12 protein-coding genes are annotated in these 13,784 nt (G+C 42.4%); 6 read left to right on the forward strand and 6 right to left on the reverse strand.

What is annotated here, in order from left to right; translation table 11 throughout:
* The first annotated feature begins 84 nt into the window (after positions 1–84).
* The 5 genes from PHAL_RS0110065 (at position 85) to yacG (ending at position 5,567) form a co-directional block, all read left to right on the forward strand.
* On the forward strand, positions 85–1,311 hold the full coding sequence (locus PHAL_RS0110065) for a type II secretion system F family protein (RefSeq protein WP_016708276.1): 1,227 nt from the start codon (positions 85–87) through the stop codon (positions 1,309–1,311).
* Between the two features lie 563 nt (positions 1,312–1,874).
* Positions 1,875–2,774, forward strand: a complete 900-nt coding sequence (locus PHAL_RS0110070) for a prepilin peptidase (protein WP_016708277.1) — start codon at positions 1,875–1,877, stop codon at positions 2,772–2,774.
* A 1-nt stretch (position 2,775) separates the two neighbouring features.
* Complete coding sequence (gene coaE, locus PHAL_RS0110075; protein WP_016708278.1) at positions 2,776–3,405, forward strand: dephospho-CoA kinase; 630 nt, start codon at positions 2,776–2,778, stop codon at positions 3,403–3,405.
* Between the two features lie 191 nt (positions 3,406–3,596).
* Complete coding sequence (pilB, locus tag PHAL_RS0110080; protein WP_016708279.1) at positions 3,597–5,276, forward strand: type IV-A pilus assembly ATPase PilB; 1,680 nt, start codon at positions 3,597–3,599, stop codon at positions 5,274–5,276.
* 60 nt (positions 5,277–5,336) lie between these two features.
* The gene (yacG, locus tag PHAL_RS0110085; RefSeq protein WP_016708280.1) at positions 5,337–5,567 is read left to right on the forward strand and encodes a DNA gyrase inhibitor YacG; all 231 of its coding nucleotides are present in this window, start codon (positions 5,337–5,339) and stop codon (positions 5,565–5,567) included.
* Positions 5,568–6,082: 515 nt separating this feature from the next.
* Here yacG and PHAL_RS0110090 read toward each other — a convergent pair.
* The 5 genes from PHAL_RS0110090 to tkt form a co-directional block, all read right to left on the reverse strand.
* Complete coding sequence (locus PHAL_RS0110090; protein ID WP_016708281.1) at positions 6,083–7,315, reverse strand: NRAMP family divalent metal transporter; 1,233 nt, start codon at positions 7,313–7,315, stop codon at positions 6,083–6,085.
* 134 nt (positions 7,316–7,449) lie between these two features.
* Positions 7,450–7,806 carry a ribosome hibernation-promoting factor, HPF/YfiA family gene (gene hpf, locus PHAL_RS0110095; RefSeq protein ID WP_016708282.1) on the reverse strand — a complete coding sequence of 119 codons (357 nt, stop codon included), beginning with the start codon at positions 7,804–7,806 and terminating at the stop codon, positions 7,450–7,452.
* A gap of 183 nt (positions 7,807–7,989) precedes the next feature.
* Entirely contained in the window at positions 7,990–8,301 is a 312-nt protein-coding gene (gene ppnP, locus PHAL_RS0110100) for a pyrimidine/purine nucleoside phosphorylase (protein ID WP_016708283.1), read from the reverse strand.
* Between the two features lie 269 nt (positions 8,302–8,570).
* Positions 8,571–8,972 carry a PaaI family thioesterase gene (locus tag PHAL_RS0110105; protein WP_016708284.1) on the reverse strand — a complete coding sequence of 134 codons (402 nt, stop codon included), beginning with the start codon at positions 8,970–8,972 and terminating at the stop codon, positions 8,571–8,573.
* Positions 8,973–9,408: 436 nt separating this feature from the next.
* A complete protein-coding gene (gene tkt / locus PHAL_RS0110115) occupies positions 9,409–11,400 on the reverse strand; it encodes a transketolase (RefSeq protein WP_016708286.1) in 1,992 nt (663 codons plus the stop codon).
* A 277-nt stretch (positions 11,401–11,677) separates the two neighbouring features.
* Here tkt and metK point away from each other — a divergent pair, with 277 nt between their 5' ends.
* Complete coding sequence (gene metK, locus PHAL_RS0110120) at positions 11,678–12,829, forward strand: methionine adenosyltransferase (RefSeq protein WP_016708287.1); 1,152 nt, start codon at positions 11,678–11,680, stop codon at positions 12,827–12,829.
* Positions 12,830–13,373: 544 nt separating this feature from the next.
* Here metK and PHAL_RS0110125 read toward each other — a convergent pair.
* A complete protein-coding gene (locus PHAL_RS0110125; RefSeq protein ID WP_016708288.1) occupies positions 13,374–13,781 on the reverse strand; it encodes a diacylglycerol kinase in 408 nt (135 codons plus the stop codon).
* Between the last annotated feature and the right edge of the window lie 3 nt (positions 13,782–13,784).

The following is a 13,784-nucleotide window of genomic DNA, read 5'->3' on the forward strand; positions in this document are numbered from 1 at the left end:
CGAATCAATTGTTTAAGCAGTTAAAGCTGGCTACTATAGAGTATAATAATTTTTTATTTCCTAAACGTAATTCGGAATAAAGCAATGGCTAAAGACACAGATAAAAAAGGACAGGACACCTTTGAATGGGTAGGTGTAAGCGCCCGTGGCAAACGTCTAGAAGGCGAAATGAATGGGATGAGTATTGCTTTAGTTAAAGCCCAGTTACGTAAGCAAGGGATCACGCCGTCTAAAGTAAAGCGCAAAGCCAAACCTTTGTTTGGTGCTCGGATGCAAAAAATTACGCCAAAAGATATTGCGCTTGTTACCCGACAAATCGCTACTATGTTGATGGCGGGTGTGCCGCTGATTCAATCAATCGAAATGATTGGCACGGGTGCTACCAATAAAAGCGTTGGCAAGCTAATGGAAACCATCGGCGATGAAGTAAAAGCCGGTGGCACTTTATCTGATGCGCTACGCAAACACCCGCGTTATTTTGATGACTTATATTGTGACTTAGTTGCCTCGGGCGAACAATCTGGTGCGCTGGATAAAATATTTGATCGTGTTGCCCTTTATAAAGAAAAATCCGAAGCGCTGAAATCAAAAATTAAAAAAGCCATGTTTTACCCTATTGCTGTATTAGTAGTGGCCTTAATTGTTACCTCCATCCTACTTATATTTGTGGTGCCGCAATTCCAAGATATTTTTAATGGTTTTGGTGCTGAACTGCCTGCATTTACCTTAATGGTGATTGGTATTTCTGAGTTTATGCAGGAATATTGGTGGATGATGCTCATCGCACTTGTCGGCTTTGGCTACGCGTATAAAGAAGCACTGCTAAAAAGCAAGAAGCTGCGTGATGCAAATGATAGAGCTATTTTAAGGCTCCCCGTTATTGGTATGATTTTAAATAAAGCGGCAGTAGCGCGTTATGCGCGTACCCTTTCGACCACCTTTGCGGCCGGTGTACCCTTGGTTGATGCGTTGGACTCTGCAGCGGGTGCTTCTGGTAACGCGGTTTATCGCTATGCTATTTTAGATATTAAAGCTGAAGTAAGCTCAGGTAATCAAATGAACTGGGCAATGCGTAACTCAAAAATATTCCCCGATATGGTGATTCAAATGGTGGCCATTGGTGAAGAGTCAGGCTCACTCGATGGCATGCTGGCCAAGGTCGCTAATATTTATGAGCAAGAAGTGGATGATGCGGTAGATGGCTTATCCAGCCTTTTAGAGCCGCTTATTATGGCGGTACTCGGCGTGTTAGTGGGTGGTTTGATCATTGCGATGTACTTACCAATATTCCAACTTGGGTCGGTTATATAAAAGCTGTAAGCTGTAAGCTGTAAGCTGTAAGCTGTAAGCTGTAAGCTGTAAGCTGTAAGCTGTAAGCTGTAAGCTGTAAGCTGTAAGCTGTAAGCTGTAATGTAGTAAGCTGTAAGCTGTAAGCTGTAAGCTGTAAGCAAAAATGTTCCCAATTTATATTAAGTAATGCAAGCCTTTTTATTTAAGTGATTAATTCAGAAAGAGGTTATAGGTGCTAGATGTCTTGCTTTTTGTGGGAACAGGCTTTAGCCGTGATTTTTAAGTTTGAGGTATATGTTAAAGCTCATCGGCGCTAAAGCGCTCCTACGATTGTAAAAGTATATAAAGTCGCGAGGAGAACTCCTGCTACCAATGCGTAGGCGCGGGTTTACCCCGCGCAATTAAAATTTATTCACAAAGAGGTTAAGCGGCGCTGCGCTTTAGAGAAGTAATAAAGGTTCTAGGGAAGTGATTAAGTCCTAGGTGTATTTATTCCACGGCTCGCAGCCCGTGGTTTTTTCTCATTTACTCTCATTCACTTCTCTTTGTGAAAATGGTTTTTAACTTAATTTTTTAGGTATGTAATGCACGAATTTTTTCTCGATATAGTTACAGTAATGCAAAGCCAGTTATGGTTTTATTTACTCACTGTTGGCTTAGTGAGCTTATGTGTTGGCAGTTTTTTAAACGTTGTTATTTATCGTTTGCCACTGATGATGCAACGCGAGTGGCAAACTGAGTGCCGTGTTTTACTCGCAGACGAACTAAAAAGTAATAAGTCAGCAAGTGCGCCAAAGCCGTTTAATTTAGTGACGCCTAACTCAACCTGTCCAAAATGCAAAACAGCCATTAAAGCATGGCAAAATATCCCAGTGATCAGTTGGTTATTACTAAAAGGCCGCTGCGCCAGCTGTAATAACCCAATATCAGTGCGCTACCCTATTATTGAAATGCTTACGGCAGTGTTAAGCCTAATAGTGGCTTATACCTTTGGCGCGACTGAACAAGCGCTGCTGTATATTTTGATTACTTGGGTATTAGTGGCACTGACATTTATAGATATTGATCACATGTTGCTGCCCGATCAACTCACATTACCATTAGTTTGGGTGGCACTGATTGCCGCAGTAATGGGTATTACTATTTCTCCAACTGATGCAATTATTGGTGCGGCATGTGGTTACCTCAGCTTGTGGAGTGTTTTTTGGCTATTTAAGCTAATAACCGGTAAAGAAGGCATGGGTTATGGCGATTTTAAATTGCTTGCTGTTTTCGGCGCACTACTTGGCTGGCAATCACTACTCACCATTATTTTACTATCGAGTGTGGTGGGCGCAATTATTGGTATCGCACTATTAAGTATTCAAGGCAAAGATAAAGCCACGCCTATTCCGTTTGGGCCTTATTTAGCCATAGCTGGTTGGGTAACCTTGTTATGGGGCTCACAAATCCAAGCGTTTTACTTTAATTGGTTAGGCTATTAATATGACTTCCCCATCACGTAAATCAATTGATAACTGGGTGCTCGGTTTAACAGGTGGTATTGGCTGCGGTAAAAGTGCGGTAAGTGCAATGTTTGAAGAGCTTGGTATTGCGGTCGTGGATGCTGATATTATTGCCCGCCAAGTTGTTGCTCCTGATAGTGCCGGATTAACTGCTATTCACGAACATTTTGGTGATGCAGTATTAAACGCCGACGGTAGTTTAAATCGGGCTCAATTGCGTAAAATAATTTTTGCTGATAACGCACAAAAAACTTGGCTTAATAGCCTACTGCACCCACTTATTCGTGAAAAAACGCTTAATGATTTAAGCACCGCTAACAGCCCTTATGTTGTACTTGTTGCCCCGCTATTGTTTGAAAATGGCCTTGAACAATTCTGTGATCGCACGTTGGTAATAGATGTACCTGTAGAAATACAAATTTCACGCACTATCGCCCGCGATAACATTGACCGACAACAAGCTCTGAGTATTATCGCCGCACAAATGTCTCGCGAAGATAAATTAACACGCGCAGATGATGTGGTTGATAATAATCAATCCTTGGCTCAAGTAGCCATTATGATACAACAATTGCATAAACAGTATTTAGCAATAGCCGAGAATAAGTAAACAGTCGCGAGCTAAACTCACTGGCCAGATATAGCCGCGGTTTTACCCCGCGCCATTAAACTAAATACCTAGATAAATAAAAACTTTTCAGCTTTTTGTTGTCAAATTACCTTAAATCGACAAGACTAATGTTATACCATTCTTTTTTCTGATAAATTGCTGGCTATGAAAGGATCTAACCAAGGTGCGCAATGAATATTAATTCACCATTACTTAGAAAGTTTATTACGCTTGGTCGTATTGACGCAGAAACAGTCAAACTAAAACAACGTGAGTATGCCTCAACAGCAGAGCTAATAGCAAAGTGCAGCGGTATTGATGGCCATGAACTTGCCGAGCAATGCATTGATTTATTCCGAGTACCTTATTTTGATTTACGTGATTTTGATGTAGAGCTGATCCCTAAAGAGTTAATTAAAGAAAAGCTGATCAAAGAACACCATATTCTGCCTTTGGTAAAAAAAGGCCGTAAGCTCTATATTGCAGCCTCTGATCCGACAGATTATGGTGCCTTTGAGAATTTTGAATTCAGTACTGGGCTCTCTTGTGAAGTTGTCGTGGTCGATTATCGTCAACTCGAAGCAAAAATAGAGCTGTTGCTTGATGCCTCAGGCAGCTTGCACTTAAGCGATGAAGAATTTAAAGAGTTTAGTGATCTCGATACTGAAAGCTCACACGAGCCGCAAAACAGCAATGACGATGAAAAAGACGATGCACCTATTATTGTCTACATTAATAAAATTTTAATGGATGCGATAAAAAAAGGCGCCTCCGATCTACACTTTGAACCCTATGAACACAAATACCGTGTACGTTTTCGTATCGATGGTATTTTACATGAGATGGCCAGCCCCCCTAACAGCCTTGCTACCCGCTTGTCAGCACGTATAAAAGTTATGGCGCGTTTAGACATTGCCGAAAAACGTAAGCCGCAAGATGGGCGTATTAAATTAAAAATTACCGAACGCAAAAGCATTGATTTTCGGGTAAGCACCCTGCCTACTTTATGGGGCGAGAAAATCGTAATGCGTATTCTTGACTCATCCAGTGCAATGCTAGGCATTGACGTACTTGGCTATGAACCTGAGCAGAAAAAGCTCTATATGGATGCGCTACAACAACCGCAAGGCATGATTTTAGTTACCGGGCCGACAGGCTCTGGTAAAACGGTATCACTTTATACGGGTTTAAATATTCTTAACCAACCAGAGCGTAATATTAGTACTGCGGAAGATCCGGTTGAAATAAACCTTGAAGGGATCAACCAAGTACAAATTAACCCACGCGCCGAGATGACCTTTGCAAACGCGCTAAAAGCCTTCTTACGTCAAGATCCTGATGTGGTAATGGTCGGTGAGATCCGTGATCTTGAAACCGCGGAAATCTCAATAAAAGCTGCGCAAACGGGTCACTTGGTAATGTCTACCTTGCATACCAACTCTGCACCAGAAACCCTAACGCGTTTACTTAACATGGGGGTGCCTGCGTATAACGTGGCCAGTTCGATTAGTTTGATCATCGCGCAGCGTTTAGCACGACGTTTATGCCCTAAATGTAAAACACCTGAAACACTGCCAAGTGAAGAGCTACTGCGCCAAGGCTTCACGCCTGAGCAAATAAGCGAACTGACTTTATTTGCTCCTAAGGGTTGCGATAGCTGTACTGAAGGCTATAAAGGCCGTGTTGGTATTTATGAGGTAATGCAAATTACTCCAGAAATAGCGCAGATCATTATGCGTGGTGGCAACTCGTTAGAAATTGCAGAGGTATCGTTAAAGTCAGGTTTTAATAATTTACGTTTATCGGGGCTTCGTAAAGCCGCAGATGGCTTAACTTCACTGGCCGAAATAAACCGCGTTACTAGTTTTTAAGAACGTAGATCCCTAAGATTTAGGCTATAGGGATCGCAAACAAATATATGAGAAAATGTTATGCCAACAGTTGTAAACTGCCCAACATGTAAAGCTCAGGTTGAGTGGTCAGAAAAAAGCCCACATCGCCCTTTTTGTTCAAAGCGCTGCCAATTAATTGATTTAGGCGAATGGTCGTTTGAAAACAACAAAATTTCCGCACCAATTACCTCCGCGGAAGATTTAAGCCAAGATATGATTGAAGATATTGAAGCCATGCTTGCCAAGAATGACGACGATTTTTTCAAGTAAGCAATTGAAAAATAGGAACTGGTTTTAGGTGTATTTATAGCCCGCAGCTCGTTACCCGTAGCCTGCTGCTTTGTTTCGTTTACCCTCATTTACTTCTCTTTGTGAAATAAGCTTTTGTAATTCGGGCTTTCGCCCGAAAAAAGAGTAAAACAGTCGCGAGGTAAACTCGCTGCTACATAACGTAGGCGCGGGTTTACCCCGCGCAATTAAACTAACGTTCTTTAAGTAATTTGTTCACAAAGAGGTTAACAGACGCTGCGCTTTAGAGGTAAATAGGAGCTAGGTTCTGGGGAAGTGACTAGCTGCTAAGGGTGTATTCGAAGCTCGTTACCCGTAGCCCGTGGCTTTCTCTTCTCTGTGTAGCGCATAGCGCCTCCTGCCCTCGGTGGTAAAATACTCTTGTCGCCATAAATGACGACCTACAGGGGTTATATTACTTGTAGGCGAGTGGCTTGCCACCGCGAAATAGTTTCAGTGTCGCGAGGTAAACTCGCTGCTACCCGCGCAAATGGCATTTACCCAAGCTGCCAAACTAAAAACACCAACGCAAAGCCAACTAAATAAATTAATCCTAGCCAACTCAAGCTGCGTATAATTTTAGAATGTTGAATACTTGGCTCTGAACGCACTAAGCTAAAATTCAACCATGCAAAAATAGGTGTCGTTATAAACGCTAAAGTCATAGCAAAAGTGAGCATTGGGCCCAGTGCTGATTTAAAAAATAAGATCACCGCCATTCCAGCAAATGCTTGTAAAATAAGCCACGTATTTAAACTGTGTTTACTTTGCTTAAACCCAAGCAATTTATGGGATTCATTCAATGTACGAGCATAACCATCAAGTACAGTAAGCGTGGTGCCAAACATACATAAAAATGCGATTACTGACACTAACGGCCGTGCCCACTCACCTATAGTCAAGGCATACATATCTATCAGTTGCTTAGCAAATGCAACGCCGCCAAGCTCTATTTGCGTACTTTGACCATATTGCACTAAAACACCAAGCGCAAAAAACACTAAGGCAAGCCCTGCCGTGAGCCAATAACCTAAATTAAAATCAAACAGCCCTTGGGCTTTAGTCACCGTTTGCTGACTTTGTTTTTCTTTTAGCCATAACGAACTAAGCGCTGATATTTCAATCGGTGCTGGCATCCAGCCCATTAACGCCACCATAAAGCCAAGCATGGCAAGTTCATAAGGTGATGGGCCAACGTAATCAACAGGCGCCATAGGGCCGTTACTAAATGCAATAGCAAGGGCAATTACCGTAGCGAGCGTTAATAGCCCCATAATCGCTTTGGCGACGTTATCGAGCGCTTTAAAGTGCCCGAGTAATAAAATGATTAAACATATCGCAAGTATCAACCAGCAGAGTAAAGTCACCGAAATACTAATGGGTAACGCGTAATGTAGTAAGCTGGCTGTTAATAATAGAACACCAGCGGTATTTACCACCGCAGCGATAATATTCAAACCAATAAAGCTATAAAAAAACCACGGCCCTTTACTTTGGTAGCCTTCAACCAAACTTTTTTTAGTCGCTAATGTGTATTCAATACCAAAACGAAAAAAAGGGTATTTAAGTACATTAACCACCACGATAAGCCAAAATAGTTGCCAACCAAAAATGGCGCCAGCTTGGGTTGATGCCACTAAATGTGACCCACCAATTGCCGCCGTGGCCATTAAAATACCGGGACCTAATGCGTTTAATCGAGTTTGCCAATTTGATACTGCTGATTGCATGTGTGTGCTTACTACATTGTTTTTATTAATAAGCAAGTTACAGCGTTTTAGTGTGGATTGAAAGTGAGAAAATTAGTGGAAGAAGAAACGGTTTGCTAGATCCTAGTTACCTAGAACCTAGCGCCTTTTATTTTTTAACGTAAATCCATTTCTTGAATAATTTCATGAGCAATTTCAGGTGTCGTGCTCACTGGTTTTTGGTGTAAATTGGCTTTAATTTGGCCTTTACGATGCTTTAATGCCGCATCGAGTTTTTTAGCCGCGTTTGCAATCGCTGGGTAAAGAACTTCGTTCTCGCCTTTAACTGATAAACGCGCGCCTTCATAAATAGTACTAATTTCTGCTTGGAGCTTGTGATGCTCTTTTGAAAGAATAATATCGAGTGCGATCAGAGATGGAAAATGGCTCGCAATTTTTGAAAATTTTTCGTTGATGTGCTCTCTAATAGAGTCAGTAACGTCAACATGGTGACCAGAAAGATTAATTTTCATAGGGTATCCTTTTTTATGTTACCTCATAACTAGTATTGGGGGCTATTTAGATTAACACAAGGCAGAAAAGCATAAATATGACATTTATTTGTTAGTAAAGCTGATTTAGATCATCCTCAGAGTATTAAATATGCAAAAGCCCACGCATGGCGGGCTTTGTAGCTTATTCACTTAATTTGTATATTAAGTATACGAACAGCAATAATCGGCAAAGTCTGCAACTTTAACTTGGAAAGTTACGTTAGCATCAACGTTAAACGACTCACCTGCTGACATTGTTTGCCACTCGCTCTCGCCAGGTAACAATACTTGCCACTGGCCGCCGTTAAGCTCCATTAATTCTTTTTTACTGGTTGCGAATTCAAATTCACCCGGCTGCATAAAGCCTAATGTTTTCGTGCTGCCATCGGCAAAAATTACCGTACGGCTTGAAACTTTACCATCAAAGTACACGTTTGCTGTTTTAACAACACTTACATTATCAAATTGAGACATCCTCACTCCTGTTTATATTTATAATTTAACTGCGTCCACATTGCCCTAAGCAGGCATATCATGCAAGTGTAGTGATGTGAAAAATACTCATGAGCTTCGGACTTCGGGCTTCGGGCTTCGGGCTTCGGGCTTCGGGCTTCGGGCTTCGGGCTTACATTGTAGGTCGTGCTTTAGCGCGTCAAGTGTTTAAGGGCTAAATAAATGGTTTAACTCTGGCTTTGTGTCATTATTGTATGGCCAAGCATAATGAGTAAGGCATACCCCACAGCTTAGATCTTGCTTATTGTCCCAAGCGCGACAGCAACGAGCTTTTCTTCACCATTTTCTTGAACGAAAACTTTACACTCACAAGTAGATTGACGTTTACCTGCATGCAATACATTTGCCTTTGCTAGCAAACGCTCGCCAATTGAAGGACGGACGTAATTTATTTTATACTCCGATGTGACACAGGCGCCCAGAACAGAGGCGCCAGCAAATGTTATGCAGTTATCAGCCATGTAACTAACCACACCACCATGAACAAAACCGTTATTTTGCTTTAGCTCTTCTTTAATTTCTAAACGTAACTCAGCATAACCTGCTTCGAACTTTTCAAGCTCCGCACCTAATAAATTACTAAATGATTGCTGCGCTAATATTTCCTTTCCAGTTTTTAATGTAACTTCCAATTGTTTACTCCTTTATTTGAACCTTGAAAATCGAATACTCAAAGAATGGTTGAAAACCCTTTGCTAAAATGAAACTAGTATTGTTGGTCGTTGTTGTGGTCAATATTTCTACTTTATATACTTTTAACAAATTAGCTAAGGTATTACTATCACTAAGCATTTGTTCAGCTTAAAGCGAAAGCGAAATCAAATAAACCTACTTAAACACCATAAAATCAGGAATGAAGCTCCAATAAAATCGGGGCTGAAGCACCCTCCTACGATTTTACTTGGCACAGCGCCTCAGCACTTTAACTGACAGCTGAAAGCTTATGGCTGACGGCTGACGGCTGACGGCTGACGGCTGACGGCTGACGGCTGAAAGCTAACATCTCTATACAAAAAAGCCCGCACTGCGTTTAACACAGTGCGGGCTTCTAAATTTTAATCGTTAAAGTTAAAACAATTCGTTTGCTTTGTTTACGATATTATCTACCGTGAAGCCAAAGTGCTCAAACAGCTCATTAGCTGGCGCTGATTCACCAAAGGTGGTCATGCCCACAACTGCGCCGTTTAGGCCAACGTACTTGTACCAGTAATCAGCAATACCTGCCTCTACTGCTACGCGGCGTGAAACTGCAGCCGGTAATACGCTTTCTTTGTAGGCAGCATCTTGTGCATCAAATACATCGGTTGATGGCATTGAGACAACACGTACTTTTTTACCTTGCTTACGAAGTTCAGCCGCTGAGTCTTGTGCTAACTGCACCTCAGAGCCTGTCGCGATAAAGATAAGCTCTGGCTCACCATCACAGCTAAGTACATAACCGCCTTTTTTCACATCGCTTAATTGCTGCGCTGAGCGAGTTTGTTGCTCAAGGCCTTGGCGAGTGAAGATAAGTGACGTTGGGCCATCTTTGCGTTCAATTGCTTGTTGCCATGCAATAGCAGATTCAACTTGGTCGCACGGGCGCCAGTTAACTAAGTTAGGCGTTAAACGCATGCTAGCAATTTGCTCTACTGGTTGGTGCGTTGGACCATCTTCACCTAAACCAATTGAATCGTGCGTATAAACAAAAATGCTTGGCACTTTCATCAACGCCGCCATACGTACTGCATTACGTGCGTATTCCATAAACATTAGGAACGTAGCACCGTAAGGTATAAAGCCTTTATGCAGTGCAATACCGTTCATGATGGCTGACATACCAAACTCACGTACACCGTAGTAGATGTAGTTACCGCTGGCATCGTTTGCTTCAAGACCTTTAGAGCCTTTCCAAATTGTTAAGTTAGAACCTGCTAAATCCGCAGAGCCGCCCATAAATTCAGGTAATAAAGGACCAAATGCATTTAATGCATCTTGTGATGCTTTACGTGAAGCTGGGTTTGCAGGGTTTGCATCAAGCTGTTCAATATACGCTTGTGATTTTTCTGCCCAATCAGCAGGTAATTCACCGCTGGTACGGCGTTTAAACTCGGCTGCTAATTCAGGATGTGCAGCTGCGTATGCGGCAAACTTTTCATCCCAGCTCGCTTCTAGTTGCTTACCTTTTTCTTTGCCATCCCACTGACTGTAAATATCAGCTGGGATGTCAAATGCTTCACCAGTCCAACCTAGGAACTCGCGTGCAGCTTTGATTTCGTCTTCACCTAGTGGTGCGCCGTGGCAATCATGGCTACCTGATTTGTTAGGAGAGCCATAACCAATCACTGTTTTACAACAAATTAGAGTTGGTTTATCAGTGATGCTACGTGCTTCTTCGATTGCTGCACGAATTGCATCTGAATCATGGCCATCAACGCCGCTTACCACATGCCAGCCGTAGGCTTTAAAGCGCGCTGGGGTATCGTCGCTAAACCAGCCTTCAACTTCACCATCAATTGAAATGCCGTTGTCATCCCAAAATGCCACTAATTTACCAAGGCCTAATGTGCCTGCAAGTGAACACGCTTCGTGAGAAATACCTTCCATAAGGCAACCATCACCTAAGAAAGCATACGTAAAGTGATCAACGATATCGTGACCTTCACGGTTAAACTGTGCTGCCAATGCTTTTTCAGCAATCGCCATACCTACCGCATTTGTGATCCCTTGACCAAGTGGACCCGTAGTGGTCTCAATACCTGGTGCATAACCATACTCTGGGTGACCTGGAGTTTTTGAATGCATTTGGCGGAAGTTTTTAATTTCCTCAATTGGCAAATCATAACCACTTAAGTGCAATAGAGAATAAATCAGCATTGAACCGTGGCCGTTTGAGAGTATAAATCGATCTCTGTCTACCCACTCTGGATTGGTTGGATTGTGGTTTAGATAGTCGCGCCATAATACTTCTGCGATATCCGCCATGCCCATAGGGGCTCCAGGGTGGCCTGATTTGGCCTGTTGTACTGCGTCCATTGATAAGACGCGAATAGCATTTGCAAGTTCTTTGCGAGACGGCATGAATTCTCCTACCTTTAACTGTATTTGCGCTGGTTGTTGTGTGTTTTTCAAGAACACCCATTCTTACTTATTGTAGGGGCTGTGTGCAATTAAAAACCCTGATTAAATTAGCTATTATGAAAATTTTTTAAGAACAAAAAGTTATTAGTAATTTTATTTAGACGTCTAGGCGTAAAAACACTATGCAACTATCGTTGTTTTCGATAAAATACGCCCCTTAATTTTTTAGCGCTCTTACCGACGTTTGTGAAGCGCAATATTTGTGAGCAGAAAGACAATGGCAAAACATTTATTTACTTCTGAATCAGTTTCTGAAGGTCATCCGGATAAAATCGCGGATCAAATCTCTGACGCGGTACTTGATGCCATCTTAGAGCAAGATTCTCATGCACGTGTTGCGTGTGAAACTTACGTGAAGACCGGTATGGTTATGGTTGGTGGTGAAATCACTACTAGCGCCTGGGTTGATATTGAAGAAATCACCCGTAAAACGGTACGTGAAATTGGTTACACACATTCAGACATGGGTTTTGATGCTGATTCGTGTGCAATCTTAAATACAATCGGTAAGCAGTCTCCAGACATCAACCAAGGTGTTGACCGTACTAGCCCTGAAGAACAAGGCGCTGGTGACCAAGGTTTAATGTTTGGTTATGCGTGTAACGAAACTAAAGTATTAATGCCTGCACCTATCACTTACTCTCACCGTTTAGTACAACGCCAAGCGCAAGTACGTAAAAGCGGCGAGCTTGAGTGGTTACGCCCAGATGCAAAATCACAGGTTACTTTTGCATATGAAAACGGCAAACCAGTCGGCATTGATGCAGTTGTTCTTTCTACTCAACACTGTGATTCAATCTCACAAAATGATCTAGTAGAAGCAGTGATGGAAACCATCATCAAGCCTGTATTACCTGCAGAGCTAATTTCTAAAGCAACTAAGTTCTTTATTAACCCAACGGGTCGTTTTGTTATCGGTGGCCCTATGGGTGACTGTGGTCTTACTGGTCGTAAAATCATCGTTGATACCTACGGCGGTATGGCTCGTCACGGTGGCGGTGCTTTCTCTGGTAAAGATCCATCAAAAGTTGACCGCTCAGCTGCATACGCTGCGCGTTACGTTGCGAAAAACGTGGTTGCTGCTGGTCTTGCTGATAAATGTGAGCTACAAGTATCTTACGCAATTGGTGTTGCGGAGCCTACGTCAATCAGTGTTGAAACGTTTGGTACAAGTAAATTAGAAGAAGGTCGTTTAATCGAACTTATTCGTGAACACTTTGACTTACGCCCTTACGGCCTAATTCAAATGCTTGATCTTGAGCGCCCAATTTATCAACCAACCGCTGCTTACGGGCACTTTGGTCGTGATGAATTCCCATGGGAACGCACAGACAAAGCAGACGCACTTCGCGCAGCAGCTGGCCTTTAATTCCAGCCTTTGTGTGAATGTAAAAAAAGCGCCAATCGGCGCTTTTTTTTATACCTGCTGATTATACTGTTATAAACTTTAGGTTATTTGTCGCGAGGTAAACTCGCTGCTAGATAACGTAGGCGCGAGTTTATCCCCGCAATTAAATTAATGTGCTTTAAGTAATTTATTCACAAAGAGATTATGAGGCGCTGTGATTTAGAGTAAAATAGGGGCTAGGTTTTAGGGAAGTGACTAGCTGCTAAGGGTGTATTCGAAGCTCGTTACCCTTAGCCCGTGGCTTTCTCTTTTCAATGCTGCGCCTCGGTGGTGAAATAGACTTGTCGCCATAAATGGCGACCTACACAGCAGATGTTACTTGTATGCGAGTTGCTTGCCACCGCGAAGGTAAAAGTTATTGTCGCGAGGTAAACTCGCTGCTACACGCGTAGCCGTGGGTTTATCCCCACATAACGTAGGCGCGAGTTTATCCCCGCAATTAAACCTAGATGCTAGCGTGTATTCTGAACCCGTCGCCCGAAGCCCGTAGCGCTTTACCTAACGCCTAACTTATCAATGTAAGTATTTTTTCATACCCAGCTACACCCCACACTATCATCAATATCAACAGCGCTAAACTAACCGCTGCTGAAGCAATATCTTTCGCACGTCCTGAAAGCACATGGTATTCAACGCCAACGCGATCTGTTAATGCTTCAATAGCTGAGTTGAGGAGTTCAACCACTAATAAAAATAAAAAGCTAACAACCAGCATTACCCAATGTTGCAGTGATTGCGCAAGCCAAAATGATAATGGGAGTAACACTAGCCCTAAAGCGAGCTCTGTGCGAAAAGCTGATTCTTCCTGAAAAGCCGCTTTAAACCCTTTAATTGAGCATTGAGTGGCTTTAAAAAGACGACCTAAGCCTATGCCATTTGGTTTATTAACTAGGTTAATGTTTGGTTTGTTCATGTT

This window comes from Pseudoalteromonas haloplanktis ATCC 14393, assembly GCF_000238355.1.
Classification (GTDB): Bacteria; Pseudomonadota; Gammaproteobacteria; order Enterobacterales; family Alteromonadaceae; genus Pseudoalteromonas; species Pseudoalteromonas haloplanktis.

What these genes read in the sequence shown, in the direction of transcription:
- PHAL_RS0110065 (WP_016708276.1), top strand. Translation starts at nt 85, where the DNA reads ATGGCTAAAGACACAGATAAAAAAGGACAGGACACCTTTGAATGGGTA.
- PHAL_RS0110070 (WP_016708277.1), top strand. Translation starts at nt 1,875, where the DNA reads ATGCACGAATTTTTTCTCGATATAGTTACAGTAATGCAAAGCCAGTTA.
- coaE (WP_016708278.1), top strand. Translation starts at nt 2,776, where the DNA reads ATGACTTCCCCATCACGTAAATCAATTGATAACTGGGTGCTCGGTTTA.
- pilB (WP_016708279.1), top strand. Translation starts at nt 3,597, where the DNA reads ATGAATATTAATTCACCATTACTTAGAAAGTTTATTACGCTTGGTCGT.
- yacG (WP_016708280.1), top strand. Translation starts at nt 5,337, where the DNA reads ATGCCAACAGTTGTAAACTGCCCAACATGTAAAGCTCAGGTTGAGTGG.
- PHAL_RS0110090 (WP_016708281.1), bottom strand. Translation starts at nt 7,315, where the DNA reads ATGCAATCAGCAGTATCAAATTGGCAAACTCGATTAAACGCATTAGGT.
- hpf (WP_016708282.1), bottom strand. Translation starts at nt 7,806, where the DNA reads ATGAAAATTAATCTTTCTGGTCACCATGTTGACGTTACTGACTCTATT.
- ppnP (WP_016708283.1), bottom strand. Translation starts at nt 8,301, where the DNA reads ATGTCTCAATTTGATAATGTAAGTGTTGTTAAAACAGCAAACGTGTAC.
- tkt (WP_016708286.1), bottom strand. Translation starts at nt 11,400, where the DNA reads ATGCCGTCTCGCAAAGAACTTGCAAATGCTATTCGCGTCTTATCAATG.
- metK (WP_016708287.1), top strand. Translation starts at nt 11,678, where the DNA reads ATGGCAAAACATTTATTTACTTCTGAATCAGTTTCTGAAGGTCATCCG.
- PHAL_RS0110125 (WP_016708288.1), bottom strand. Translation starts at nt 13,781, where the DNA reads ATGAACAAACCAAACATTAACCTAGTTAATAAACCAAATGGCATAGGC.